Annotated in this window: 17 protein-coding genes; 7 read left to right on the top strand and 10 right to left on the bottom strand. The window is 60.0% G+C overall.

The genetic code is table 11. From position 1 onward, the window contains the following. Window position 1 precedes the first annotated feature (1 nt). Window positions 2-1,087, bottom strand: coding sequence for an ABC transporter ATP-binding protein (locus AC3ITY_RS18725; RefSeq protein WP_489304325.1), 1,086 nt, complete (start codon window positions 1,085-1,087; stop codon window positions 2-4). Between the two features lie 140 nt (window positions 1,088-1,227). Here AC3ITY_RS18725 and AC3ITY_RS18720 point away from each other — a divergent pair, with 140 nt between their 5' ends. Continuing rightward, complete coding sequence (locus AC3ITY_RS18720; protein WP_489304324.1) at window positions 1,228-1,917, top strand: GntR family transcriptional regulator; 690 nt, start codon at window positions 1,228-1,230, stop codon at window positions 1,915-1,917. A 228-nt stretch (window positions 1,918-2,145) separates the two neighbouring features. After that, complete coding sequence (locus tag AC3ITY_RS18715) at window positions 2,146-4,257, top strand: hybrid sensor histidine kinase/response regulator (protein ID WP_489304323.1); 2,112 nt, start codon at window positions 2,146-2,148, stop codon at window positions 4,255-4,257. Here the strand turns inward: AC3ITY_RS18715 and AC3ITY_RS18710 are convergent. Beyond that, a complete protein-coding gene (locus AC3ITY_RS18710) occupies window positions 4,247-4,432 on the bottom strand; it encodes a hypothetical protein (protein ID WP_489304322.1) in 186 nt (61 codons plus the stop codon). The genes AC3ITY_RS18715 and AC3ITY_RS18710 overlap by 11 nt on opposite strands. On the opposite strand from AC3ITY_RS18710, the gene AC3ITY_RS18705 reads away from it, so the two are divergent. Then, window positions 4,431-4,664 carry a DUF465 domain-containing protein gene (locus AC3ITY_RS18705; RefSeq protein ID WP_458369605.1) on the top strand — a complete coding sequence of 78 codons (234 nt, stop codon included), beginning with the start codon at window positions 4,431-4,433 and terminating at the stop codon, window positions 4,662-4,664. The genes AC3ITY_RS18710 and AC3ITY_RS18705 overlap by 2 nt on opposite strands. 272 nt (window positions 4,665-4,936) lie before the next feature. Here the strand turns inward: AC3ITY_RS18705 and AC3ITY_RS18700 are convergent, their stop codons facing one another. The 5 genes from AC3ITY_RS18700 to AC3ITY_RS18680 form a co-directional block, all read right to left on the bottom strand. Further along, the gene (locus AC3ITY_RS18700) at window positions 4,937-6,016 is read right to left on the bottom strand and encodes an SMP-30/gluconolactonase/LRE family protein (protein WP_489304321.1); all 1,080 of its coding nucleotides are present in this window, start codon (window positions 6,014-6,016) and stop codon (window positions 4,937-4,939) included. Continuing rightward, entirely contained in the window at window positions 6,013-7,158 is a 1,146-nt protein-coding gene (locus AC3ITY_RS18695; protein ID WP_489304320.1) for a sterol desaturase/SRPBCC family protein, read from the bottom strand. The genes AC3ITY_RS18700 and AC3ITY_RS18695 overlap by 4 nt, the downstream gene beginning before the upstream one ends. A gap of 106 nt (window positions 7,159-7,264) precedes the next feature. Further along, on the bottom strand, window positions 7,265-8,128 hold the full coding sequence (locus AC3ITY_RS18690; RefSeq protein WP_489304319.1) for a LysR family transcriptional regulator: 864 nt from the start codon (window positions 8,126-8,128) through the stop codon (window positions 7,265-7,267). 313 nt (window positions 8,129-8,441) lie between these two features. Next, window positions 8,442-8,756 (bottom strand): SCP2 sterol-binding domain-containing protein, encoded by a 315-nt coding sequence (locus tag AC3ITY_RS18685; protein WP_007976511.1) that lies wholly within the window; start codon window positions 8,754-8,756, stop codon window positions 8,442-8,444. A 64-nt stretch (window positions 8,757-8,820) separates the two neighbouring features. Then, a complete protein-coding gene (locus AC3ITY_RS18680; RefSeq protein ID WP_489304318.1) occupies window positions 8,821-9,531 on the bottom strand; it encodes a histidine phosphatase family protein in 711 nt (236 codons plus the stop codon). A 201-nt stretch (window positions 9,532-9,732) separates the two neighbouring features. Between AC3ITY_RS18680 and sohB the strand changes: the two genes are divergently transcribed. Both sohB and AC3ITY_RS18670 read left to right on the top strand, forming a co-directional pair. Next, window positions 9,733-10,755, top strand: a complete 1,023-nt coding sequence (gene sohB / locus AC3ITY_RS18675) for a protease SohB (protein ID WP_489304317.1) — start codon at window positions 9,733-9,735, stop codon at window positions 10,753-10,755. Between the two features lie 188 nt (window positions 10,756-10,943). After that, window positions 10,944-14,831 (top strand): dermonecrotic toxin domain-containing protein, encoded by a 3,888-nt coding sequence (locus tag AC3ITY_RS18670; protein ID WP_489304316.1) that lies wholly within the window; start codon window positions 10,944-10,946, stop codon window positions 14,829-14,831. Between the two features lie 51 nt (window positions 14,832-14,882). On the opposite strand, the gene AC3ITY_RS18665 is transcribed toward AC3ITY_RS18670, so the two are convergent. Further along, a complete protein-coding gene (locus AC3ITY_RS18665; protein WP_150723618.1) occupies window positions 14,883-15,377 on the bottom strand; it encodes a DUF934 domain-containing protein in 495 nt (164 codons plus the stop codon). After that, entirely contained in the window at window positions 15,361-17,019 is a 1,659-nt protein-coding gene (locus tag AC3ITY_RS18660) for a nitrite/sulfite reductase (protein WP_489304315.1), read from the bottom strand. Before AC3ITY_RS18660 ends, AC3ITY_RS18665 begins: the two co-directional genes overlap by 17 nt. A 523-nt stretch (window positions 17,020-17,542) precedes the next feature. On the opposite strand from AC3ITY_RS18660, the gene AC3ITY_RS18655 reads away from it, so the two are divergent. After that, the gene (locus AC3ITY_RS18655; protein WP_489304314.1) at window positions 17,543-18,628 is read left to right on the top strand and encodes an ABC transporter substrate-binding protein; all 1,086 of its coding nucleotides are present in this window, start codon (window positions 17,543-17,545) and stop codon (window positions 18,626-18,628) included. Window positions 18,629-18,634: 6 nt separating this feature from the next. On the opposite strand, the gene AC3ITY_RS18650 is transcribed toward AC3ITY_RS18655, so the two are convergent. Next, complete coding sequence (locus AC3ITY_RS18650; protein ID WP_489304313.1) at window positions 18,635-18,853, bottom strand: DUF2970 domain-containing protein; 219 nt, start codon at window positions 18,851-18,853, stop codon at window positions 18,635-18,637. Window positions 18,854-19,116: 263 nt separating this feature from the next. On the opposite strand from AC3ITY_RS18650, the gene AC3ITY_RS18645 reads away from it, so the two are divergent. Next, complete coding sequence (locus AC3ITY_RS18645; protein WP_489304312.1) at window positions 19,117-25,680, top strand: NEL-type E3 ubiquitin ligase domain-containing protein; 6,564 nt, start codon at window positions 19,117-19,119, stop codon at window positions 25,678-25,680. The last annotated feature ends 10 nt before the right edge of the window (window positions 25,681-25,690 follow it).

Genomic DNA, 25,690 nt, shown 5'->3' with positions numbered 1-25,690 from the left:
CTCAGGCCTCCATCAACAGGCAGGCGTGGGGCGGCAGGTTGACCGCGACACGATCGCCCACCACCCGCCCGTGGTTCAGGCCCTCGTTGTTCTCGCGCAGCATGACCTTGATGTCGTTGTTCAGGCGGCATTGATAGAGCGTGGCCGTGCCGACATACAGCACGGCTTCGATCACACCGCGCAGATGATGCGGCTGCGTCGGCTCCACCAGTTGCGAACGCTCGGGGCGGAACGCCAGTTGCACCTTGTTGCCGTCAAAGCCCTGGGCCGGGCAGGGGATTTCCACGGGCATGCCGTTGGGCACGAAGAGATTTTCGTTCTGTTGACCACGTTTGATATGGCCGGGGAGGAAGTTGATGTCGCCGATGAATTGCGCAACGAACTGATGCTGCGGCCGTTCGTAGATTTCATTGGGCGTGCCGATTTGCAGGATCTTGCCGGCGGACATCACGGCAATGCGATCGGACAGGGTCAGGGCTTCTTCCTGATCGTGAGTGACGAAAATGAAGGTGATCCCGGCTTCTTTCTGCACGCGCTTGAGTTCGACCTGCATTTCCTTGCGCAGCTTGAGGTCCAGGGCCGACAGCGGTTCGTCCAGCAGCAGCACTTTGGGTTTCGGCGCCAGGGCTCGGGCCAGAGCCACCCGTTGCTGTTGACCGCCGGACAGTTCGGCCGGTTTGCGCTTGGCCAGGTGCTGCATTTGCACCAGCGCGAGCATCTCATTGACGCGCTGAGGGATGAGTTTGCGATCAAGGCCCTGCATCTCGAGGCCGAAGGCGATATTCTGCGCAACACTCATGTGCGGAAACAGCGCGTAACTCTGGAACACCGTGTTGACCCGACGCTTGAACGGCGGCAAATCGTTGACCGGCTCGCCCGCAAGGCGGATCTCACCGTCGCTGACATGCTCGAAGCCGGCGATGGTGCGCAGCAAGGTGGTTTTGCCGCAGCCGGAGGGGCCGAGCAGGGTGAAGAATTCGTTGTCGGCAATGTCGACAGAAACATTGTCGAGGGCTGGAGCAAGCCCTGGATCGTCTGAATATCGTTTTGAGACGTTTCGCACTTCAATTGCAACTGGATGACCCATAATGGTGCATTCCTCTAATTATTGTATGCAAAATCTGGATGCAATTTAGAAATACCCGGATTAATCTGCCCGTGCAAGCCCCTTTTTCAATGGCTGTTTATTCGCCAGGGTGGGTTGCACAGGGCGCAAGGAGTTGATGAATGACGGAAAAGAAACTGGAAACCACGGTCGACCGCGTCTACCAAGGGGTTTACGAAGCGATCAGCAAACGCTCGTTGCGTCCGGGCATGAAGCTTGGCGAAGCCTCTTTGGCCGAGCTGTTTAATGTCAGCCGCACGTCCGTTCGGGCCGCGCTCAAGCAATTGGAGGCCGACGGACTGGTCACCACCGAGCCCAATAAAGGTGCGTCGGTGTCGTTGCCGAGTGACGAAGAGATCCGTTCGCTGTTCGAAACCCGGCGATTGATCGAGATCGGTATCGTCAGCGAGCTGTGTCGTCGGCGTGATACCGCGGTGACCCAGGATCTGCGCGATCACTTGCTGCTGGAAGATGAAGCGCATCAGAGCGGTGATCACGAACGGCTGATTCACCTGCTCGGCGAGTTCCACATCAAATTGGCCCGCAGCCTGAACAACCCGGTGCTGCTCGACTGGTTCCAGAAGCTGATTTCCCGGGCATCGCTGTATGCCGCCGCGCTGGATGACGACAGCCACGAGGTCTGCCGCGACGACGAACACCTGCGGCTGATCGAGTACATCGAAGCGGGCAACCAGAACGCGGCCATCGAGTTGACCTGCATGCATTTGAATGGCATCGAGAAGGCCATTCTGGATGTCGCGGCCACGCTGAAAAGCAGTTACAACCCGCTAAAGCACTTGATCGAGGTCTAGACCCCTCTGAACAACAAACTGTAGGAGCGAGCCGGCTCCGGGCGGCGTTCCGACGATAACAACGGTACAGTCGACATGGATGTTGTCTGACGCACCGCTATCGCAAGCAGGCTCACTCCTACAAGGGTTCTGCAAAGGCCCGCAAGAATCAGCTATACCTCTATGAAGCGAATAGCGTGCAGGATGCTCGAAACAAACGGGTGCAAATGACCGGGATAGAGCCAAGCCATGCAGTTTCTAGAGGATAGCCACGGGTGCTCCGGGTGGAACGGCGAAATGGCCGGGCGCATTCGTGCGTTCGACTGGAGCCTGACCGAGCTTGGCCCGCTCGATTCATGGTCCAAGAGCCTGAGCAGCGCGGTGCAGTTGATGCTCGCGTCCCCGCTGCCGATGGTGATGCTCTGGGGGCAGTCCGGGTACATGATTTACAACGACGCCTACTCGAAGTTTGCTGGTGGGCGTCATCCGTACTTGCTGGGTTCTACAGTGGAGCTGGGTTGGCCAGAAGTCGCCGAATTCAATCGCCACGTAGTCGACACCTGCCTGGCGGGCAGCACCTTGTCCTATCGCAACAAAGAACTGGTGCTGCTGCGTGATGGGGTTCCGGAAGATGTCTGGATGGACCTCTACTACAGCCCGGTGGCTGACGATGACGGACGTCCGGCCGGGGTCATGTCCATGGTGGTGGAAACCACGGAGCGGGTGATATCCGAGCAACGCCGACAAGTGGCTGAAGACGCCTACCGCGCCGACAACGAACGGGTACGCCTGGCGCTGAACGCCGGTGCCTTGCTCGGTTCCTTTGTCTGGGACATCAAGACCAACGTGCTGTCGGGTGATGAGCGATTCGCTCGCGCGTTCTCTTATCCACCCGGGCAAGACTTGGGTAACCTGTCACAGGAGATCGTCGAAGGGCGGATCCATCCGGACGACCGTAGCTGGGTCCAGGAGCGGGTTACGCTGTCGGTCGAGACTGGCGAGCCCTACAACGTCGAGTACCGGATCCAGCGTCCCGACGGCAGTTACTTCTGGGTGCTCGCCAGCGGTTGCTGCGAATTCGATGAGCAAGGGGAGGCATTTCGTTTCCCCGGCGTGCTGATCGATATTCACGAACGCAAGATCGCCGAAGAATCCCTGCTCAAATTCACCCGCAACCTGGAGCAGCGGGTGGCCGATGAGGTCGAGGCGCGGCTGGCGGCGGAAGAGCAACTGCGCCAGTCACAGAAACTCGAAGCCATCGGTGGCCTCACTGGCGGTGTGGCCCATGACTTCAACAACCTGTTGCAAGTGATCGCTGGCAACCTGCACCTGTTGGCACGCCATGAGCCGAATAACCCCAATGTGCAGCGCCGGGTATCGGCGTCGATTGCCGCGGTCGAGCGCGGTGCCAAACTGTCCTCGCAACTGCTTGCATTCGCCCGTCGCCAACCGTTGTCGCCCGCGGTCTTCACGTTGCGGCAGATTTTCGATGGCCTGGCGGAACTGTTGCAGCGTGCCTTGGGTGAAACCCTTCAGGTGCACATGGCAGCGCCTGAGGATTCCTGGAATGTGTTTGTCGATCGCAATCAACTGGAAAACGCCATTCTCAACCTGGCGATCAATGCCCGGGACGCCATGCAGGGTGAGGGGACCATTGATCTTTGCGCGGACAACATCGTCCTGGGTCGCCAATTTTGCGCCGGGAAGGGCATTGCCGCCGGGGACTATGTGCGGGTGTCCGTGACGGACACCGGCGTTGGCATGCCGCCGCAGGTGCTGGCCCAGGCGTTCGAGCCGTTCTTCACCACCAAGGCCGACGGGCAGGGCACCGGATTGGGCCTGAGCATGGTGTTTGGCTTCGTCAAGCAGAGTGGCGGTCATATCGAAATCGCCAGCGACGTGGGGCAGGGGACTCGGGTGCAGTTGTACTTCCCGCGCACCTTGCGCGCGGCACCCAGCGAAACGCCGGGCCCTGATGTGCCGCAACGGGGCGGGCACGAACGCATCCTGGTGGTCGAAGACAATGAGGCCGTGCGGGTGTCGGCGGTGGAGTTGTTGCGCGAGGAGGGTTATCAAGTCCTGACGGCGACCAACGGTGACGTCGCCATGCAAATGTTACTGGAAGGGGCGACCGTGGACCTGATATTCACCGACGTGGTCATGCCCGGCCTGATCAAGAGTTCGGACCTGGCGGCCTGGGCGAAAGTGCAAGAACCATCGGTGGCCGTGTTGTTCACCTCGGGGCATACCCGCGACATCATCTCGCGTAATCACCAGCTCAGCCCCGACACTCACCTGTTGAGCAAACCCTACAATCCCGAAGCACTCAGGCAGATGGTGCGCATGGTGCTTAACGGCTGAAACCAGTGGAGGCGCCGGTGCAGGCAACGGTTTTATCGCCTGTGCGACAGGACGACGAACGGACACCGCTGGTCTGACAGGTGGTCGACAGAACGGGCAAACCGAGGCCATTCTGATAGTTGGTGAACGCAATTGATCGCGTTTCGCTGCCGATCAACAAACGGAGGTGTTCCATGCCGGTGCCCCATGACCTTTATCAGGATCTGAAACGCTCAAAGGAAGAAATCCAGCAGAAACGCACCAAGGATCCGTTACTGGATTCACTGCTTAACAAGTATTCCCAGGCGGATGCCGAAGTGGTGAAAGCAGAGGAGGCCAAGTCCAACGATGACACCGTAAGGAAGCTCAAGGAGACACGTTTGCTGGTCAAGGACAAGATCGTCAAGCAACTGGGCTCGACATCCTGACCCAGCATGCTGCCACCGACGACCGGTGGCTGAACAGTTGGAATGGCACAAAAAACGGCACCTCGAATGCCCAGAGACCGATGTTACGGCTCTCAACGAGGTGCCTCATGACCCGGCCCGAATATCCCAGTGAACTGAACGCTGTCTCTGTGGGAGCGAGCCTGCTCGCGATAGCGGAGGGTCAGTCACCAGTGTTGTTGAATGTGCCTCAGTCATCGCGAGCAGGCTCGCTCCCACATTGGGTCTTCAGTGTATTCAGATAGTGGTACTGCTCATTGCAATGCCTTGCTCAACGGCAATCGCACCATGTTCTGCGCTTTCAGCGAACCGAAATACAACCAGTCCCCATACTCGCGCACCGTGGTGATCGGTGAGTAGTTGTCGCTACTGCCGTCCTGCAGGTTGGCAATCACTTTGCCCTCAAGGTCCAGACCCAGGGCAAACCCGCGCTTTTCCACGGGTTTGGGCAAGACAGTCATGGCCCGCACGATCATCTTGCGCACCAATGGATGTGCGGCCGTGCCATCGAGCAAGGCGTTTCGGGGGGCATACAGGGCCACCCAGAAGCGGTCGTGGCCATTGAACGACAGGTTGTCCGGCAGCCCCGGCAGGTTGTCGATGAACAGGTCATGGGTGCCGGCCTTCGGACCGCTGAGCCAATAACGGCTGATACGGTAGGCACCGGTTTCATTGACCAGTACATAGGCATCGTCCGGTCCCAGGGTCACGCCGTTGGCAAACTCCAGCTTATCCAGCACAACCGAGGTCTTGCCGGTCTGGAAGTCGTAGCGCAGCAGTCGACCGTCGCCGCCGTGCTCGATCACGGCCTCTGCGTCGTGGCCATAGCCGAAGCGGCTCGAAGCATCGCTGAAATAAGCGTAGTGACCGGGCTTGTCGATGGCCACATCGTCGATAAAACCGAAAGGAACGCCGCCGGCTTCTGTGGTCAAGGCCACCAGACGCCCCTGGGCGTCGAGGGACAACAAGCCTTTGACGGCATCGGCGATCACCAGCAGACCATTGGGATGCCGGGCCAGGCCCAGTGGCCGGCCACCGGTAACGGCCAGGACTTTGGTGGTCTTGCCGTCCAGGCTCGTGCGGATCAGGCGTCCGTCGTGCAGGCCGGTGATGAGCGTGTCGTTTTCCAGCAACAAGGCTTCCGGCCCGTCGATGTCGGCGGCACCGACGCGTTCCACGTCCTTGAGCCGCTGATTGTCGGCGTAGATTCCGCTGGTGAGGGACGGCGCAGGTTGTGGTGTCCAGGCCACCGGTCGCACCTTGGTCGGCATCAGCAGCAGGAAGGCGCCGATGGCGACGATGGCCAGCAACAGACATTTGGAGGTTCTGCTCACGCGCCGACCCCCGTCGCCGCCAGATACTTCTGCGCCATGTCGCGCAACGCCAGCATCGACACCGCGGATTCCCGATCGATGCGCCGCTTGAGCAGCAACCGGTTGGCAATCCGCATCGCCAGGCCGCTGAATTGATACTCCAGGGTGCGGACGAAGCGTGTGTCCTCGCCTGTGGCATCGCATTCATAGGTCACCACCAGCGACAGGCCATGATCACCCCGGGCCTCAGCGCTCCAGCGCCGTCCGGGCAGGTACTCCGTCACCACCCATCTCAAGTGCCCGTCGCGGCCGCCGGCACGGATGTCTTCCTCGAAACGTGCGCCGGCATGCAACGGGCCTTTTGGCCCATCGATGCGCAGCGACGACGGATGCCATTGCGGCCAAAGGGTCACGGCGCTGGCGTAGGCAAGTACCTGGACCGGGTTTCCGGCAATGACAATCTGATGCTGCATGCGGGTCATGGGCGTTCTCGTCGGGTTGAGCGGCTCAGGTTCCGGTTCCCAATAGAGGGTGCCGAACAGGTAGTCCATCAGCGGGAAAACGATGTTGAAATTACGCTCCTGCATCAGTTCGCGGCGGTGATGCAGTTCGTGCAGCCGGCGCATCTGGCGGATCCACGGCAGCCGTGTGAGCGTGTTGCGCGACGGCAGATGCTCGCAGGCATGAAACACTTCATAAGTCAGGTAACCGAGGACAAGAAGGCCGCCGACCAATCCGGCGACGTTGGTATTGATATGCTTGAGCAGCCACCAGAGGGGCAGGGCGACGGCGAGGGTGTGCAGCACGATCAGCCACGCCGGAAACAGGATCACCCGCCAGTCGCGGGCGCTGTCGTAGGTCATGTGGCCGGGGGTGAAAAAGCTGTGGTGGTCGACTGCGTGACGGGCATAAAACAGCCGGGCGAAAGTCTTTTTATGATGCCCCAGGTGGCGATGCACCATGTACACACCGAGGTTGAACAACAGCAGCGTGACGGGCACCGCCAGCCATTCTGCTGGCCGCACCTGATGTACGGTGCTCCAGAAGACGCTGATCGCCAGTGCCCCGAACATCAGGACAAACGCGCCGTGCAGCCAGGGGTTGTAGAGCGGATGAATGTCGGCGCGGTAACGGCTGCGGAATCCTTCGGTGGTCTGCCTCACTGCAATCACCTGTCGTTTTTGTTATCTCTTTCAGATTAGCCGATCCCGGTGATTTGACGGGCCGAACCTTGAGGACACAACGGCCATGCTCCGGTGCAAACCGGTCTCAGGTCAGCGGGTCCCAGCGTTGCGACCAGTCTTCGTCGGAGTCGATGACCTTGCGCAGCAGGTCGAAGGCGCGTTGCAGCGTCGGCGAGTCACGATCGCGTGAGTAGACCAGATAGGTCGGGTAGCTGAATTCCGGAGCCTTGGGCACCCGTTCCAGGGCGCCGTTTTCCAGATAACTCTGCACGACGCGGGTGCGGAAGTAGCCACTGCCGCCGTTTTCAAGAAGGTACTGCAAGCCCAGCGGGCCAAGATTGAAACTCAGCGCAGCCTTGGCTTTTTCCGGCAGGGCAGCGTCGTGCTGGCGTCGGAATTCGCTGCCCCAATCGATGTACACATAGGGATCGGGCTTACCGGCCAGGCGCACGAGAATCAGCTTTTCTTCAAGAATCTGCTCGACCTGCAAACGCGGCCAATACTCGGGCTGATACACCAGCGCTGCATCCAGAACGCCCAACTCCAGTTGCCGCAGCAGGTTTTCGCCGTCGCGGATTTCCATGCGCAGGGCGTGGCTGGGGATATTCTTGCGGATTTCGCCGGCCCAGCCGAGCATCAGCGGGTTGCACAGGCTCACCTCGCCACCGATGTGCAGCACATCGTGAAAACCCTCGGGCAACGGCAAATCACGCCGCGCGGCTTCCCAGGTCTGCACCAGCTGATTGGCGTACACCACGAACGCTTCGCCGTTGGGCGTCAGGCGGGCGCCGGCTCGATTGCGCACGAACAGGGTGCTGCCCAGCTGGCTCTCGAGTTTTTGCACCCGTGCGGTGATCGCGGTCTGGGTGACATGGAGTTTTTCCGCGGCGGCAGCCAGGCTGCCATGGCGGACGATTTCGAGGAAGGTGCGGGCGAGGTCGATGTCCATGGGGCGGCCGGTGTGGGAAGTTCAGGCATTGTAAGAGCGGATACCTCACTGGCACCACTCATGCCCTGTGGCGAGGGGGCTTGTCGGAATGCCGCACCACCCCGTTCGGCTGCGAAGCAGTCGTCGATCCGAAGCCCCGCTATGTTTGAGCGGGTCTAAAGGGCCGCTTCGCGCCCCAACGGGGCGATGCGGCGACCCGACAAGCCCCCTCGCCACAAGGGACAGCGACAAGCAGGCAAAAACGACGAATCCCGCCACTAAGGGCGGGATTCGTTTGCAGCAGGCACGCTCCCGAAGATCGGAAGCCCAGTGCTTACGACGGGAACAGTTCGGACAGTTTCATCGCCAGCATCATGTCGCCTTCAGCGCGCAGTTTGCCGCCCATGAACGCTTGCATGCCGTCAGTCGAACCGTCGACGATGCCTTCCAGGGTTTCGCCGTCCATCACCAGGGTCACCTGGGCGTCCGGGTTCTCACCTTCCTGCAGTTCGCAGGTGCTGTTCTTGACGATCAGCGAGAAGTTCTTGGTGTCGTCGATGCGGAAACCGAAGACCAGGTCCAGACCGGCAGCAGCGGCTGGGTTGAACTTGGCTTTCATTGCTTGTACGGCGTCTGCTACGGAGGTCATGGTTCGATCCTTTCTTGGGTAATAAGAGCTGGGTGATTACAGCCAGGGTCACAATAGTCCGGACTCAGCGAAACGTGATGAGTTCCGGGGCCTTCAACAGTTGCAGGTGCGCATGACCGTTGAAGGAAGCCAGGGACACCTCGCGACCACGAAACTTAAGCTGGTTGAGCGAGGTGTTGACGATTTGCCAGTTCAATTCAAAGGCCTGCCGGGCAGGCATTTGCGTAATCAGGTGGAGCAGGGCGGTGATGGTGCCGCCGGATGTGAACACGGCGATTTTCTGGGTGTTGTCGGCCTGGTCGAGGATGCGATGCAAGCCGGCCTGCACCCGCTCGACAAACCCCAGCCAGCTTTCCAGGTCCGGTGTGTCATAGGTGCCGGCCAGCCAGCGTTCGATGATCAGGGCGAAGATACGCTGGAACTCACCACGGTTTTGCGCGGCGTTGCGCAGGATGTTCAGGGCTTCGGGTTCGTCCGGCAGCATGGCCGGCAATAGCGCGCGGATCACCGCATCGGCGTCGAACTCGTTGAAGGCGGAGTCGGTTTCCAGCAGCGGCACCGGCAGGCCCACCGCGGCGAATTGCTCCAGCGCGCTGTTGGCCGTGTGCTGCTGGCGGCGCAGGTCTCCCGCCAGGCAGCGGTCGAAGCTGATCCCGAGTTCGGCCAGGTGGCGGCCAAGGATTTCAGCCTGACGAATGCCGGTCGGCGACAGGACGTCGTAGTCATCTGCACCAAAGGAGGCCTGGCCATGTCGAATCAAATAGATGCTGCCCACGTCCGCGTCTTCCCGGTACGTTGAAGGTTTGGCGAGGTTATGAGGATGGCGGTGTGCTGTCAATGAAAAAACATACGCTTGTTTGAAATGCCCGTTACAGGCCGGGTGCCAGAGGTTTCATGGCTGGTCGCAAGGTCGGCGCATGGGTATGCTGGAGGTATCCCGCGCGCGTTCAAGCCGCGTATCGTTTGAGGAGTCCCTGTGGAGTTTTTTTCCGAGTACGCCATATTTCTGGCCAAGACCGTGACCCTGGTGATCGCCATTCTGGTGGTCCTGGCCAGTTTTGCGGCCTTGCGCAGCAAGGGGCGGCGCAAGTCGTCCGGCCAGTTGCAGGTCAGTAAGCTCAATGATTTCTACAAAGGGCTACGCGAGCGCCTGGAGCAGACCTTGCTCGACAAGGACCAGCTCAAGGCGCTGCGCAAGACCCAGGCTAAAACCGACAAGAAACAGAAGAAAAACCCCGAGGCCAAGTCCCGGGTGTTCGTGCTGGATTTCAACGGCGATATCAAGGCTTCGGCCACCGAAAGCCTGCGCCACGAAATCACTGCCTTGCTGACCCTGGCCACACCGAAGGACGAAGTGGTGCTACGCCTGGAAAGCGGCGGCGGCATGGTTCACAGCTATGGCCTGGCCTCCTCGCAACTGGCGCGTATCCGTGAGGCCGGCGTGCCCTTGACCGTGTGCATCGACAAGGTCGCGGCCAGCGGTGGCTACATGATGGCGTGCATCGGCCAGAAAATCATCAGCGCTCCGTTCGCGATTCTCGGCTCGATTGGTGTGGTGGCGCAGTTGCCCAACGTCAATCGCTTGCTGAAAAAGCACGACATCGACTTCGAAGTGCTGACCGCCGGTGAATACAAACGCACCCTGACCGTGTTTGGCGAAAACACCGAGAAGGGCCGGGAGAAGTTCCAGCAAGACCTGGACATCACCCATCAACTGTTCAAGAACTTCGTGTCGCGCTATCGCCCACAACTGGCGATCGATGAAGTGGCCACCGGCGAAATCTGGCTTGGTGTCGCGGCGCTGGACAAACAACTGGTCGACGAACTCAAGACCAGCGATGAATACCTCGCCGAGCGCGCCAGCAAGTCCGAGCTCTATCACTTGCATTACACCGAACGCAAAAGCCTGCCGGAGCGCATTGGCATGGCCGCCAGCGGTTCAGTCGATCGCGTGCTGCTGAGCTGGTGGAGCCGCTTGACCCAGCAGCGCTTCTGGTAACGCGCCAGGAGATATTGCAAAACATCCAGCCGGGGCATTTGCCCCGGCATTTTTTTGCCTGCGAATGCTTGCCCGATGTCCTCCACGGCCCGGCGAAATCTCTGTCGGCAGCAGGCGACCGTTCCTGCTTTCGGCAACGCGGTGGCTGGTTATGTTGGTGTTCCAAAAACAGTTGCCATGGAATGCACATGATTGACCATCAGACACCGCTTCATTCCGAACCTGCGCCGCTGCGCGAAACATTGAAATCTGTGGTGAGCACGGCTTTACCGCAGTCTCCCGAGCAGTTCGGTGCGCAGTTGATCAAGGAAAAATGGGGGCAAGACATCGACCCGCAAAACGCCCTGTTGGTCACCCTGGATTACCGCTACCGCGGGCACCCGCCGCAGGACGGCATCGAGCAAGGCCTGGTGGCAAGCACACAAACCCTGGTGCAGGCGTTGCTGGCGAACTACCAGACCGTCGGTGACGGGCGTTTTGCCGAAAGCCTATTGGGCTTGTTCACACCGCCTGATGTCGGCCCGTCCATTCGCATCGTGGAGCATGTCGATGAATTCGCCGACCACGGCAATGGCAATCACCATACCTATGAAGGTATCTATCGCCAGACCACGCCCCAGGTGTATGGGCCGGCAACGCAAATTGACCTCAGGCCAGCGGCGTTCAAACAGTGGGTGTGGGAACTGGATCTGCAATCCCGCTATCAGGCTTACCTGGATCGCGCCTGGCCCTCCGATAAGCGAATCGCCCTGGCGCAGCCTTACGACCTGAGAACCTCGGCCAAGGCCGCCTTTATCATGAGCGCCTGCCTGCAACATCAGGAGGGCAGTTTGAGTCGGGAAGGCCTGGCCCTGGCCATGCAGGCCGCCGGCTTGCCAGCGGAGCAGGCCTGGAGTGCGTTGACCATCGATCAGGTACAGGCGCCCACTCGCGTCAGCGCGCCGATCGAGGTCGGTCGGCTGACGATCTATCGCTACACCTCGGACGATATCTGGTGTTACCACCACCGTCACAGCGGCCGGGTCTTGTTGAATATTCCCGGCAACTCCTCACCCTTGCATGAATTCGCCGACTTGCAGCACCTGCGCCGATGGATCGTGGCCCAAGGCAGGGTTGCCGCCACACGGCAAGCGCTGGTCGCGCATTTTGCCGAGGACGATCGTGAGGACGGCACCTTCCATGCGGGCGTGTTGACGGCGTTGGAGGGCATGGTGGTTTACCCGAAGGAGCACTGGCTGAAAAAGAACGCGGGGTTCTTCAACAACGACGGTTTCTGGGACCCGCAGGACTACATCGACCTTGAGCGTGCGCCGACCGACACCGATCCGTTCGCGCAACTGGTGCTGACCATGAAGCAGGCCTCCATGGCCAGCGTCAAAACCATCCACAACGATGCCCAGGTCAATCGTGACAACCTGAGCGCGGTGGTGGAACCGCTTGTGCAGTGGATCAACCGGCTGGGGCCTTTGGCATTGTTCATCCCGGGAGGTGAGGGCGTCCTGGTGCTGGCCGGGCTGATCGACGCCGGTTATGGCCTCGATCAGGCCATCAACGGTAAAACACCGGAGCAGCGCTCCGAGGGCGTGACGCGCACGGTGTTCGGCTTGCTCAATGCGCTCCCGCTGGCCGGGGCGGTGGCGGCACTCAAGGGCGAAGAGAAAATCGCCGGAACGCAGCACGAGCCGGGGGAGCCCTGGAACGAGCCGCATCCCGAAATGCCGGCCGAGCCCACACCCGGATCGGTTTCGGCACCGGTATCGACACGAGTGGAGTTGATGCGTGGCGTTTGCGCACCGCTTGCTGCCTTCAGTGATGAGGTATTGGCGCAGATCGCCCGGATCAGCACGGTCGATGACGATATGTTGCGCCTGATGCAGACTGGCCGCGCGCCGACACCGTCGCTTGCCGACACCATCACTCGCTTCAAGCTCGATCAGGAACTCGAGGCCGTCGCCGATCCGCAAGCACGGGCCGGATTGTTCAACGCCCGCTATCAGGCGCTCCAACACTCGGACCAGGATTGGATACGCCTGTTTCAGCGCGAATACCAAGGTTTGCCGAAAAGTGCCATAGAGCAGATCCTCGACCGTTCGGGGGTCGACATCGATCGGCCCGTCGATGCTGACGAGACGCTGCAACTGTTCAAGCGCCTGGACAACAAGGCACGCGAATATCAGCAGCATGTACGACTCAATCGGGCCTATGAGGGCCTGTACTTGCGCTCGGTCAGCCATCCCGATTCCGATATCCTGGCGTTGCACTCCCTGGAGCGCCTGCCCGGTTGGCCGAAAGGCTTGCGCATCGAAGTGCTCGACGGGTCAATCAGTGGCCGGGTCCTGGACCGTTGCGGCCCGTTCGATTCCGCGGATTGCCGGCGCTTGATCAAGGTCGGTGATCTCTATCGGTATACGACGGTGGCGGCTACCGACAGTAAAGGTTCGGATCTGTTTGCCGCGCTGGTCGATCTATTGTCAAGGGAGGAGCGCGCGGCGATGTCGCTAAGCTCGCCCGACGCGGCCAGCCAGTTGCGCCTGCGCATTGGCGGGCATGCCTTGTCTCGCTCCGAGCTGATACATGGCTTGAATCGAATGGATTCGCGGTTGTCCTTCGAAGCCAGGGGGTTGCGCGGCGGCGGTTTTCCGAACACGCCACAGGGCGCTGTGCTGGCTCACGAAATCATGCGCTTGCAGGTCAAGGATCTGTATCCGGATTTCACCGAAGCCCAGGTGGACGAGTTGCTCCTGACGGCAGGTGAGCGGGCGCAAGCGCTGGTGGATCGCCTGATTCTCGAGATGCAGCAATTGCATGCCGATCTGCGCCACTGGGTCGACCAGGCCGTGCTGGATGTCGATGACATGGACGTGGATTTTCTCGCTGTGGGCGATGATGATGCCGCGGGCATGAGTCCTCAGCAGGTGGCGGCGTACAATGTCGAACTGATGCAAACCGTGATCGATTACGAGCGTGAAACGCGAATTGAACTGGGCGACGAGCTGATGAGCATCTGGCAAAAATGCCCGCCCCAGAGCAATAGAGTCATGTCTGGCGAGGTGTTCTGCGGTTACAGGCTGGATCTGGGGTACGAGGACTTCCATCGCTTGCCGACAATGAGCGTTCGCTTCAATGAAGTCGTCGAGCTATCGATGCAGGGGCTGCACCTTATCGAGCGCGAGAGCCTTAACGATTTTCTCGAAAGTTTTCCCAATCTGCACTCCCTGAACCTGGAGCGTGTCGACCTGCGTCGGCTCAATGCAGACGATCTGCTGGAGGGGGTATTGCCTGCACCGGTTCGGCAAATGACTCGACTCACAACGCTCAACCTGAGTTCAACCTTTCTTCAGCTTCAGGAGAACACGGCTTCGCAATTTCGTGATCTGGTGAGCTTGCAAGCGCTGGATCTGAGTGACAACCCTTTGACTGTCCCGCCCGTGGTATTGGGGTTGGATGAGTTGCGTGTATTGAACCTGAGAAACACCGAGATCAGCCATTGCCCGATTGGCATAGCCGATCAGCCGTACCTCACCTCGCTCGATTTACGTGGCAACCGGATCAGCCGGGTTCCCTACGCGATACTGAGTCAGGCGGTCTCCCGGGACCGGGTGAAACTGTGGGGTAATCCGCTGACGGATGAAGAGACGTTATTGCGCCTGGTCGATCATCGAGAGCGCACCGGTATCAATCTGTGGCTGAGTGAGCCGGGTGCCGATTACGGCAGTGCGACGCCCTGGCTGGAGGAGGGCGAAGAAAGCGTGCGCGAGGCGCGGCAACAGATCTGGCAACGATTGGCCGTCAAGCCATCGGGCAGTACGTTGCTCCGGGTCATGGACGGATTGCGCCTGACGGCGGATTTTAAGGTTGGCTATCGGTCGCTACAGGCACGCGTTTGGCGCTTGCTCCACGAGGCGGATACGTCAGAAGAGTTGTGGGGTTGGTTGCGGCAGTGCGTCGAAACGCGGATGGCCGATGCGCAGAATCCGTTCCGGTTGTTCGTGGTGCTGGAGGATCGAGTCCGGCTGTACCGCGATTGGGTCGCCATGGGGCGGCCGATGCCGCTGGCCGATTATCCGGTATTTTAGCGGGCAGGGTAAAACGCCTTGAACCCCGGGCCGGGGTTCAAGGCGTGACGGTCAGCGGCGACGGAACAGCGGTAGCGGTTCGTCGGTAGCTGCCTGATAGGACACCGAGAAGTCCTTGAGGCCTTCAAGGGCTTCGTGCGGGTCTTTGTCGGCGCGAATGGCGAACGCGTCGAAACCACAGCGATGCATGTAGAACAACTGGTCACGCAGCACGTCGCCAATGGCCCGCAATTCGCCCTTGAAACCGTAACGGTCACGCAGCAGGCGGGCGTTGGAGTAGTTGCGGCCGTCGGTGAATGCCGGGAAGTTCAGGGCAATGACCTGGAACTGCGCCACGTCTTCGCCGATTTCCTCGGCTTCTTCATCGGCGTCCAGCCAGATGCCCAGGCCGCCATCGCGGGCCAGGAGCATACGGCTGTGTTCGCGCCACAGCTGCAACGGCACGATGAGGTCGTCGCAGTTGCTGATCTCGTCGATGTTGAAATCCTTGGGCAGCAGGTGCCAGGTCTCGTCGACGACCTCGTTGTTCTTAATGATTCGCTGCATAGACACGCTCCTTGAAGAGGTCGATGCCAATACGCTGATAGGTGTCGATGAAGCGCTCGTCTTCGGTACGTTGTTCGATGTACACGTCGATCAGCTTTTCGATCACGTCAGGCATGGCTTCCTGGGCAAAGGACGGGCCGAGGATCTTGCCCAGGCTGGCGTCACGGCTGGCGCTGCCGCCGAGGGAAACCTGATAGAACTCTTCGCCTTTCTTGTCCACCCCCAGGATGCCGATGTGGCCGACGTGGTGGTGACCACAGGCGTTCATGCAGCCGGAGATGTTCAGGTCCAGTTCGCCGATGTCGAACAGGTAGTCCAGGTCGTCGAAACGGCGCTGGATCGATTCGGCGATCGGGATCGACTTGGCGTTGGCCAGGGAGCAGAAGTCGCCGCCCGGGCAGCAGATGATGTCGGTCAGCAGGCCGATGTTCGGCGTGGCGAAGCCTTGCTCGCGCAGCTCGCCCCACATGGCGAACAGTTTGTCCTGCTCGACGTCGGCCAGGATGATGTTCTGCTCGTGGGAGGTGCGCAGTTGACCGAAGCTGTAACGGTCGGCCAGATCGGCCACGGCGTCGAGCTGTTTGTCAGTGATGTCGCCCGGTGCAACGCCAGTAGGCTTCAGGGACAAGGTCACGGCCACATAGCCCGGCTTTTTGTGGGCCAGGGTGTTGCGCACGCGCCAGCGGGCAAAGCCCGGGTGCTGCTGGTCGAGCTCGGCCAGTGCGGCTGCCTGGTTGTCCAGTGCCTTGTAGTCCGGGTCGACGAAATGCTTGGCGACGCGCTGCACTTCGGCTTCGGTCAATGTGGTCTGGCCACCGCGAAGGTGCTCCATTTCCGCATCGACTTTTTGCGCGAAGACTTCAGGCGTCAGCGCTTTGACCAGGATCTTGATCCGCGCCTTGTACTTGTTGTCGCGACGGCCATAGCGGTTGTAGACCCGCAGGATGGCGTCGAGGTAGCTCAACAGGTCTTGCCACGGCAGGAATTCATTGATGAATGCACCGACCACCGGCGTACGGCCCAGGCCACCGCCGACCAACACACGGAAGCCCAGTTCGCCAGCGGCGTTGTGCACCGGCTCAAGGCCAATGTCGTGGACTTCGATGGCGGCACGGTCGGAAGTCGAACCGTTGACGGCGATCTTGAATTTGCGCGGCAGGTAGGCGAATTCCGGGTGGAACGTGGTCCACTGGCGGACAATCTCGCACCATGGGCGCGGGTCGATCAGCTCGTCGGCGGCGACACCGGCAAACTGGTCGGTGGTGACGTTGCGCAGGCAGTTGCCGCTGGTCTGGATCGCGTGCATCTGCACGGTGGCCAGCTCAGCGAGAATGTCCGGAATGTCTTCCACGGCCGGCCAGTTGAACTGCACGTTCTGCCGGGTACTGATGTGGGCGTAGCCCTTGTCGTAGTCGCGGGCAATTTTGGCCATCATTCGCGTCTGGCGCGAAGTCAGTTGGCCGTAAGGCACGGCGACTCGCAACATCGGCGCGAAACGCTGGATATAAAGGCCATTTTGCAGGCGCAGGGGGCGGAATTCTTCTTCGCTCAGCTCGCCTGCCAGATAGCGTCGGGTCTGATCACGGAACTGCTTGACGCGGTCCTCGATGATCCGCTGATCGTATTCGTCGTATACGTACATATAAGTCCTGTTCTCAGGCTTGGGCCGGTCGGAAACAGCGGCGTTTTTTGGCTTGCTGGCGTCCGATAAAACCTCGGCAATTCTGCGCGCACGGCCGCGCACTCCCAACGGAGCCGGGGCAAGATACCAGTTTGCAGTTATGCGTAAAAGTGATGTTTGAGCATATGTAAAGAACCAAATCGCCTAATGAGAATCGTTGTTGCAAAGACCCTGTTTGTGATGCGGGCAATCGTCGTCTTTACTCTGCTCGAGTCTTTATGCAATCACCGATAAAACCGACAAGAGGCGATGCAATGAGCAACCCAACCAAAGCACGGAAAAGCGATAGCACCGTTGATGCATGGGCAATTTTGTTCCTGATCATTCTGGTCGTGGGGACGGCGGTTTTCTGGGTCAGTCATCAATAAGCGACCCCGTCCGGGCCCGGTTCCGACGATTGTCTGACAAAAACCGGAAAAGTCGCCGTTTTACGGACGTTCGCTGGCTATAATGCACGGCGAATTTCCGGGGGCTCGGACGACCAATGTTGAAGTTTCTGTGTAGCGTATTACTGGCGCTGGGCATGGTCGTGGGACCCTGTGCCCAGGCGGCGTCAGTGCTGTTCCTGAACCCGGGAACCCCCACGGAAGCTTTTTGGGTGAGTTACTCGCAGTTCATGCAGGCCGCGGCGACCGACCTGGGGATGGACTTGCGCATTCAGTATTCCGACCGAGTCTCCGAAAACACCCTCCGCCAGGCTCGCGAAGCCCTTCAGGGCTACCATCGTCCCGACTACCTGGTCTTCGTCAACGAGCAATACATCGCCCCCGAAATCCTGCGGCTGGCCAAAGACAGCGGTGTGAAGCTGTTCATGGTCAACAATGCCCTGACCCCGGATCAGACGAAACTGATCGGTGCCCAACCTGACAAGTACCCCGATTTGCTCGGCAGCCTGGTGCCCAATGACGAGGAGGGCGGCTACCTGATGCTCAAGGAGTTGATCCGACAGCACGGCCCGGTGGCCCCCGGCCAGAGCATCGATTTGCTGGCTTTTTCCGGATTGAAGATCACCCCGTCCGCGCAGTTTCGCGAGAAGGGCTTGCGGCGTGCCTTGGCCGAGCATCCGGAAGTGCGTTTGCGGCAGTTGGTGTACGGCGGTTGGACCCGGCAACGCGCCTACGAGCAGGCCAGGTTGTTGTTCAAACGCTACCCGCAGACGTCGCTGGTCTGGGCCGCGAATGACGAAATGGCGTTCGGTGTGATGCAGGCGTATGTCGAAGCGGGAGGTGTGCCAGGCAAAGGCGCGTTGTTCGGCGCGATCAACACTTCACCCGCGGCGTTGCAGGCACTGCTGGACCATCGCCTGAGTGTGTTGCTGGGCGGGCACTTCAGTCTGGGTGGTTGGGCGCTGGTGCAATTGCATGATTACGATGAAGGCGTGGACTTCAGCCAGTACGGCGGCCGTGACCAACAGATTCGGTCGTTGCAACTGATCGATCGGACGCAGGCCAAACGGCTGCTGGCGATGGGCGCAGCGCAGGACTTCGGCGTGGACTTTCGCAAACTCTCGGCCAAGGGACGTCCCACGTCCTGGCGCTACCCGTTCACCCTGCAAACCCTGATGCACTGAGTCGCATCAAACCCCGGCCAGAAGCAGCACCAGCTTGACGATGCCGAACAGCATCAATGCAAACACCGCCGTGAACACAATCCCGAGAATCACGAAATGACTCGGCTTGCCGTGAGTGAAATCACGGGCCCGGTTCTTCCCGCTCTGCACCCCGAACGCTGCCGCCATGACGCTGTGCAGCATTTGCCAGAAGGTCGGCGGCTTGTTGTCGGCCGGATCGTTCATAAATCTCTCGCCTGAAAGTGGGTCCCCACAGCATAGCCAATCTGCCGATTCGTGCCGTAGCTGCCTGAAACAGTTTGTCTTGCCTTTTCGAACTTGCGGTAACTATGTACCGCAGGTGTTCAGGCCTGAGGTGGTGTCCTGTCGCTCCATTTACCAGGAGAGACAGTATGACCCTTTCATCCCGCACTTCGCCCCCGACGTCGAAGGTGCAGTCGCCTATTGAAGGTTCAGTGTTGAAGCCGTTGCTGCCAGGGAAAAGCAGCATGCACAGTGAATCGCTTGAACAAATGACTCCCGATTGGTTGGTCAGCGCCACATCCGCAAGGCGCGCCGCGATCAAAGATACCGCAACACGTCTGCCTGACTGGTACGTGCACGCATCCGGTGCGCAACAGCAGGCACTGAGGGCAAGTTTCAACGCCAGTTTTATCTCGCATACCCGGCTGGACCAGACAATGTCCGCGCTGCACGACGCCGAAACATTCGCCGGGCCGATATTGGCCAAGGCTCTCAAGGACAGGTTCTCGATCGACGTCGACGTGAACAAGACCTGGGTGTGCCTGCGGCGCCCCCTGGAGGTTGGCGTACTCGATATCGAAGTCTCGTCTTTCGAGGTGTTGAAGCTTTCCTTGCTCCAGGCGGCATTGCACAACTTCGAGGCATCGGAGTGTGAAGAAGGGGCCTTCCACCGTGGTTCCGGGTTCGTCGTCGAAACGCCGACCCCCGGTACATTCCAGGATGTTGCGCTGGGCATGACAGTCAGGCAGTTCTTGTCGCTGTGCCGAACGCTGGACATCGGCGCGCAGTATCAAACCTGCGTGAACGGGTTCTTCCAGCCAACCGATACGCGGGCGGAAGCCAGCCTGCGCGAGCAATTCATCGACAGCCAGAAAACCGCAATGAGGGCGGCAGCCGACCTGGCGTTGTTGAAAAAGGACATCGAAGCGCAAGACTACGTGATGATTCTTTCGGTCATTGGCGGGGAAGTCCATCCCCGGCTGGGCGACAGACAGGTCTGGTTCCGCGACCTCACCTTGATGAAGCGCCGGATAACCGGCTGTGTGGTGTTCAGCATCAGCGAGCAGTATCGCTACACCAGCGATTTCATCGTCTACATTCCCCATGATCCCGAACATCCGCTCAAGCGCTACACCTCGGCGCAGTTGCGGGACGAATTCAAGCGCCAGTTCACGGCCGGCAATTCACAGTCTGCTAGCGATGGCAGGCCGACCGCACACCAGCGTTTTTTCAGTCAGTTCGTGGCTTACGCCGACCGCCCTTACTACTTCAGCCAGTTCACCCGCAAGGCGGACGCTCCAAGCGATCCGTTGCACTCCATCTGGGTCAAGGTCGCCCGGTACATTCCGCCGGTCTCCACGTTCGTTGGTATCAAAGAGCTGCCCCCTGAAACCCAGGGCAAGCGCGAACCGGTGGAAGATCCTTACCTCGATCCATTGGGCACGACGCGTAAAGGCGTAGCCGGAATCTGGTCCGCCAACACCGATCTGTGGACTTATCTCTACGAGCAAAACCGCGCCAAGGTCATCGCCGATGCGCTTAGTCATGCCGTCCCGACCGCTGAGGTCGATGCGAAGGTTCGGGCGGCAAAGCTCAATCACCTGCTGGAAATCGGCATGCTGGGCTTGAACATGGTGTCGATGTTCGTTCCGGTGCTGGGCGAGATCATGCTGACGGTAATGGCCGGGCAATTGCTGTACGAATCGTTCGAAGGGGTTATCGAATGGAGTGAGGGTGATCGCGTTGCTGCCAAGGCACACCTGATCGATGTGGCGGAAAACCTGGCGTTGATCGCGGTGATGGCGGGGGCCGGCAAAGTGCTCGGCAAGATCGCGCCGGTTGCACCGGAGCCCGTGATCGAAGGGCTGGACGCCATCAAGCGCCCCGATGGCGCGACACGGCTGTGGAAACCCGACCTGAAGGCCTATGAGTGCAACGTTGAGCTGGGCGATGACATCGCCCCCAATGCCCTGGGACAGTTTCGTGCGAACCGCAAGACTTACATCCGCCAGGCCGGCAAGGTGTATGAGATCACCTTTGATTCAACGCTGAAAAAATGGCGCATCAAGCATCCGTCCGATGTCGGGGCCTGGCGGCCGATTCTCGAACACAACGGCCACGGTGCCTGGCGCCATACGCTGGAGCGTCCTCTTGAGTGGGAGCGCCTGACCCTGTTGCGGCGCATGGGGCATGCGACCGAGGCCCTGACTGACGAGCAACTGCTCACCATCGCCGATGCCAGCGGTACCAGTGACAATGCCCTGCGCAAGATGCACCTCGATCATCTGCCTCCACCTCCTGGGCTGGCTGAGTTGTTGGCGGCGTTCGAGGTTGGCCCGGGGAACACCGAGGCGGTCAAGGGGCCGGTGGCGATGCTGCGGCGTGCTTGCCCGGGGCTGAGTGAATCCGCTGCCAACAGGGTGTTGCTCGATGCCAATGCCGAGGAACTGGCGCGATGGCAAACGACGCGGCGGATTCCCTTGAACATGCTTGAAGAGGGCCGCTGGTATGCACGGCAAGGGCGCGTCAACCGCGCCTTTGCCGGGTTGCTTCTGGAGCGTATGGCGTCGGCGGGCAGCCGATGGCTCGCACTGCATTCCCTGGAAAAGCTGCCGGGCTGGTCCGACAGCGTGCGCCTGGAAGTCCGCGACGGTTACGTCGAGGGGCCGCTGATCGATGGCATTGGCAGTCAGACAGCCGACACGCGCAAATATGTGGTCAAGAAAGGACCGGCTTACCAGGCGTTTGATGAGCGCGGCGAGGAGCTCAACGGCATTCCTCGAAATGGTGACAACTTTTACCCGTCGATCATGCACGCCTTGCCCGATTCGGCGCGCCAGGCGCTGGGTGTTCCCCATGTGGCTCAGGGTAGTCATCTGCGCACGGCAATCATCGACTATGCCGTCGCCCATCGCGGCGAGCTGGCGCAACGTTTGGATACACGCACTGGCAAGCGTGCGACGTTCAAGCCTCCGGTTCGGGTCAACGAACGGTTGGTGGGGTACTACGCCAGCGGGCGTGGGCAAGGGATCAATCCTTCGCTGGCGACGCGGGTTCGGGATGTCTATCCGGCGCTGACCGAACAGCAGGCCAACGGATTTGTCCTGGCGCAGTTGCGTGCGGGAAAAACCGATGCGCAGATTTACGGTTTGTTGCAGGCCCGCCTGCGAGAGTGGGAGACGCTTGAGGCGACGCTCGATCAATGGGTAGGCGAGCCATCGTCGAGCTCTGCCTTGGAGCGCATGCTGGGCGGCAAGGCCTCGGTCGCGCAGAGTCTCAAGGATAGCTGGCGCAACTCGCCGTTGGCCGCAGAGCAGGCGCGCTTCACGTTGCTTGACCTGACCTGTGATGAAGCACTTCCTTCGTTGTCGGCGGATTTCTCCCATGTGCGTGATCTGTACGTCCGGGGCCGGTGTATCACGGACGCCAATGCCGATGCGCTGTTGGCCAATTTCCCCGGGTTGAGAAAACTACGGATCAACGCCACGGGCAACCAGTTCAGCAATGTGCCCGAGGTCATCGGCACGATGCCGGAACTTAGGGATCTGAGCCTGTATTCAGCCGCGCCCTACGCCGTCGACATGCCGTCGAGGCTGAGCGCGCTGACCAGGCTTGAGGACCTTACTGTCTATTGTTCGGGGTTCACGCCGATTGCGCTGGATGTCAGCCAGTTGCGCAATCTGCGCCGGCTGGATGTGCTGGCACTTCCGATGTTTGAATGGCCCGCCGGGATTCTTGAACTGCCGCACCTTGAGCGATTGAATCTCAAGGGCACCGGAATCCGAACCTTGCCTGACGGCATTTTCAACGGGCATGAAAAGCTCTGGTCCGGACTGTCGCTGGATTGGTCGAATGTCCTTCGTGAAAATTTCCGGCCAGCGTATGAGTACGCCAAAAGGCAATCCCCACACCTTGTTGATCTCGAGGAAATGGTCAGGGATTACAGCAAGGGTGAGTTGAGACGCCTTGGCGAGGGCATCAACGAGAATCACGATGCCTTGTTCAGTCGGTTTGTCGAGCAGTGGCAGGACGCCGAGGCGAGGTACGGGGCGATCGAAGCCTTGAGTGAGCAACACCATGTACTCAATCGCAACCTCAATGACTGGTCCTATCGTGCCCTTAAACTGCCAACCGCGATCAATGAAGTGACAGGTCGGACATTAGCGGCCAATTCCCTGAGAGCGTGCTGGCGCAACGGCGTATTCAAGCGTTACGGCGCTACAGCCAATGCCTCGGTGCTCGACTTGCCTAATCTGGGACTGAGTAGTTTTCCCGAGCTGCCGGCCGGCGCTTTCCCAGAGGTGAAAACGCTGTATTTGAGGGGGAGTAAAGCGCCTGCAGAGCAGATTCGCGATTTCATCAACGGGTTTTCCGACCTTCAAACACTCGACTTGCGTAGTTGCGGCCTGACCGAAATCCCCATCGGTCCCAACGATCTCGGAAAACTGACTCAGTTGGATCTCTCCAGTAACGGGATTGTTGTCGATTCAGGGATTCAACAAGGTCTCGATGGGTTGCAGACGCTCGAATATCTGGACCTTTGCAGCAACCCCCTGAACACCCTGGACGTCAGCGCAATGACTCGCCTCAAGGCCTTGAACCTGCGCGCGACAGAGCTGCGGGAGTGGCCGGCAGGTGCTCAGGATCTGCCGGAGTTGACCTGGCTGGATTTGCGCGACAGCAAGATTTCCGAGCTGCCGGTGGCGGTGCTGGAAAATGAGATATTGCTCAAAACCAATCTCGGCGGTTCGCCCTTGACCCCTCAGGCTGGTGCGATGCTCAAGACCGCCTGGCAGCGAATAGAAGTTGCCAGGGTGCTGCCAGAGGGTGCCCTGCAGCGGTTCGCCATGGAGCCGATACCGCTTGGTTTCCCGCCGTCCGAGAGTGGGTTTTCCATTGCGCAGCATTTGCTGGCGCTGCCTGAGGTTGCGGCGGGAGACGGCGCCGAGGTTCTCACAAAGCGCCTGCAACGTTTGAAGCCGACACTGGCGGATGATGAAGCCTTGCAAGCGCTGGAACAGATGCGCGAGCGCGGGGCGACCGAGGTGCAAATCAGCGAGCGCCTTGCCGGTTGGGAACAGACCTTTGATGCGCTTACGCATCAGTTGAATGGCTGGATCTTTACCCGGGGAGTGCGCGGCACAGGCTGGATGACGTCCTCAAGCATTCGCAGGGTGGGCGCCTTGCGCATCCTCGAATGCTGGCGCGAAGGCCTGACCGGCGTGGAGGGGGTTGCCAATGCCGCATTGGATCTGAGCGGCCTGCAACTGGGCGATCTCCCCACGTTGCCGGCAACGTTCGAGCACGTCGGTACGTTGAAACTGACCGGTGTAAAACTGACCCGGACAGGCTCCGACGGGTTCCTCGACGCCTTTACCCGGCTCAAAACCCTGGAACTCAATGGCAATGGGCTGGAGGCAATACCCGAGCCGGTCCAGCACATGGGGACGCTCGAGCGACTGGAACTGTCTTCGAACCGGCTGGACGATGCCGGGCACCTCTACGCCTCGTTGAGCAATCTGGAACGTCTGAAGCGGCTTGACCTGGGCTACAACGAACTGGACTCCTTCGATCTCGACGTTTTCGACGCGCTGGTGACACTCGATCTGCGCAATAACAATCTGACGCAATGGCCGGGCGGCGTGCTGGATGCCGCCCATCTCAGAGTCCTGAATCTAAGTGGTAACGACATCACATCGGTTCCAGCGCAGGCTCTGGATGGCAATCACAACGTCCTGATGATCGGCATCGATCTGAGCGACAACAACCTGGCGCTTGAGAGCCTCGAACGCTTGAGGGCTTACCGTGACTCGGGAGCACGCGACACCGTGCTGGGGCTCTCGCGCGCTGAACTCGACGAGCTGCTTGATGATGCTCACGACGAAGGCGACAGTGACAGCGTCGAGTCGGATGAAGAACTGCCTGACGTTGAGCCTGATTCCGAGCAAAAGGCCCCTTGGCTGGCCAATGCGCCCCCGGAGGAAGTGGCCGGTAAAAGCGAAATCTGGAATCGGCTGGCGGCTGAGCCGGACAATGCTGCGTTCTTTCATTTACTCTCGCGATTGCAGGACACCCGGGAGTTTCGGGTGGCCAATGCCGACTTGACGCGACGGGTCTGGACAGTGATGGAAGCCGCGGCCAGCAACAGCGAACTTCGGGAAGTCCTGTTCGCCAGTTCGAGTACCCATGGCACCTGCGTCGACGGGCGAATCCTCACGTTCAGCGGGCTGGAAAGCAAAGTGTTCACCCACAATGCCTTGCTCGACATTCCGCCTGGAGGCCTGAGTGTGAAGGGCGAAGCACTGCTGAAACTGTCCAGGCAGCTGTTTCGACTGGACAAGATCGATGATCTGGCGACCAAAGCCGCGGCTCATACCGGCGAGGATGAGGCCGAGGTGCGCCTGGGCTATCGAATCGGCCTGACGGAGGGCTGGGATGACGGCCTGATCCTGCCGGGTCAGCCGAAACACATGACGTATGCCTCGGGCGTCACGCGGCAACAACTGGCTGACGCCCGCGTGGAAGTCGTCAATGCGGAGCGGTCCGACGGGTTTTTCGAAGACTTGATCCAGCGCGACTATTGGGTGAGTTATCTCAAGGAGAAATACCCTGAAGTCTTTCGGGCACTCGATGAAGTGGAGAGTCAGGGAGGGGAGGATGATGGGGTTGAGAGCGCCGATGATGCCGCATTCATGAGTCAGCTTTTCGAACTGGCGGCGGCGCGCAACGCGAAGATGATCGAGTTGTCCCGCAAGGAGGTCTCGGAGCTGGCAGGTGAAGAACCGCAGCTCTGGACATCGACAGTCTGACGGCTGCCTT

Source organism: Pseudomonas sp. GL_091 (assembly GCF_057837725.1).
This window is presented reverse-complemented; position numbering and strand designations above follow the sequence as displayed.

Excerpts from the sequence above, each read along its gene's own strand:
- AC3ITY_RS18720 (WP_489304324.1), top strand. The coding sequence starts at position 1,228 with ATGACGGAAAAGAAACTGGAAACCACGGTCGACCGCGTCTACCAAGGG.
- AC3ITY_RS18690 (WP_489304319.1), bottom strand. The coding sequence starts at position 8,128 with ATGGACATCGACCTCGCCCGCACCTTCCTCGAAATCGTCCGCCATGGC.
- AC3ITY_RS18650 (WP_489304313.1), bottom strand. The coding sequence starts at position 18,853 with ATGAACGATCCGGCCGACAACAAGCCGCCGACCTTCTGGCAAATGCTG.
- AC3ITY_RS18685 (WP_007976511.1), bottom strand. The coding sequence starts at position 8,756 with ATGACCTCCGTAGCAGACGCCGTACAAGCAATGAAAGCCAAGTTCAAC.
- AC3ITY_RS18725 (WP_489304325.1), bottom strand. The coding sequence starts at position 1,087 with ATGGGTCATCCAGTTGCAATTGAAGTGCGAAACGTCTCAAAACGATAT.
- AC3ITY_RS18660 (WP_489304315.1), bottom strand. The coding sequence starts at position 17,019 with ATGTACGTATACGACGAATACGATCAGCGGATCATCGAGGACCGCGTC.
- AC3ITY_RS18710 (WP_489304322.1), bottom strand. The coding sequence starts at position 4,432 with ATGGAACACCTCCGTTTGTTGATCGGCAGCGAAACGCGATCAATTGCG.
- AC3ITY_RS18655 (WP_489304314.1), top strand. The coding sequence starts at position 17,543 with ATGTTGAAGTTTCTGTGTAGCGTATTACTGGCGCTGGGCATGGTCGTG.
- AC3ITY_RS18705 (WP_458369605.1), top strand. The coding sequence starts at position 4,431 with ATGCCGGTGCCCCATGACCTTTATCAGGATCTGAAACGCTCAAAGGAA.
- AC3ITY_RS18665 (WP_150723618.1), bottom strand. The coding sequence starts at position 15,377 with ATGCAGCGAATCATTAAGAACAACGAGGTCGTCGACGAGACCTGGCAC.
- AC3ITY_RS18645 (WP_489304312.1), top strand. The coding sequence starts at position 19,117 with ATGCACAGTGAATCGCTTGAACAAATGACTCCCGATTGGTTGGTCAGC.
- AC3ITY_RS18715 (WP_489304323.1), top strand. The coding sequence starts at position 2,146 with ATGCAGTTTCTAGAGGATAGCCACGGGTGCTCCGGGTGGAACGGCGAA.
- AC3ITY_RS18670 (WP_489304316.1), top strand. The coding sequence starts at position 10,944 with ATGATTGACCATCAGACACCGCTTCATTCCGAACCTGCGCCGCTGCGC.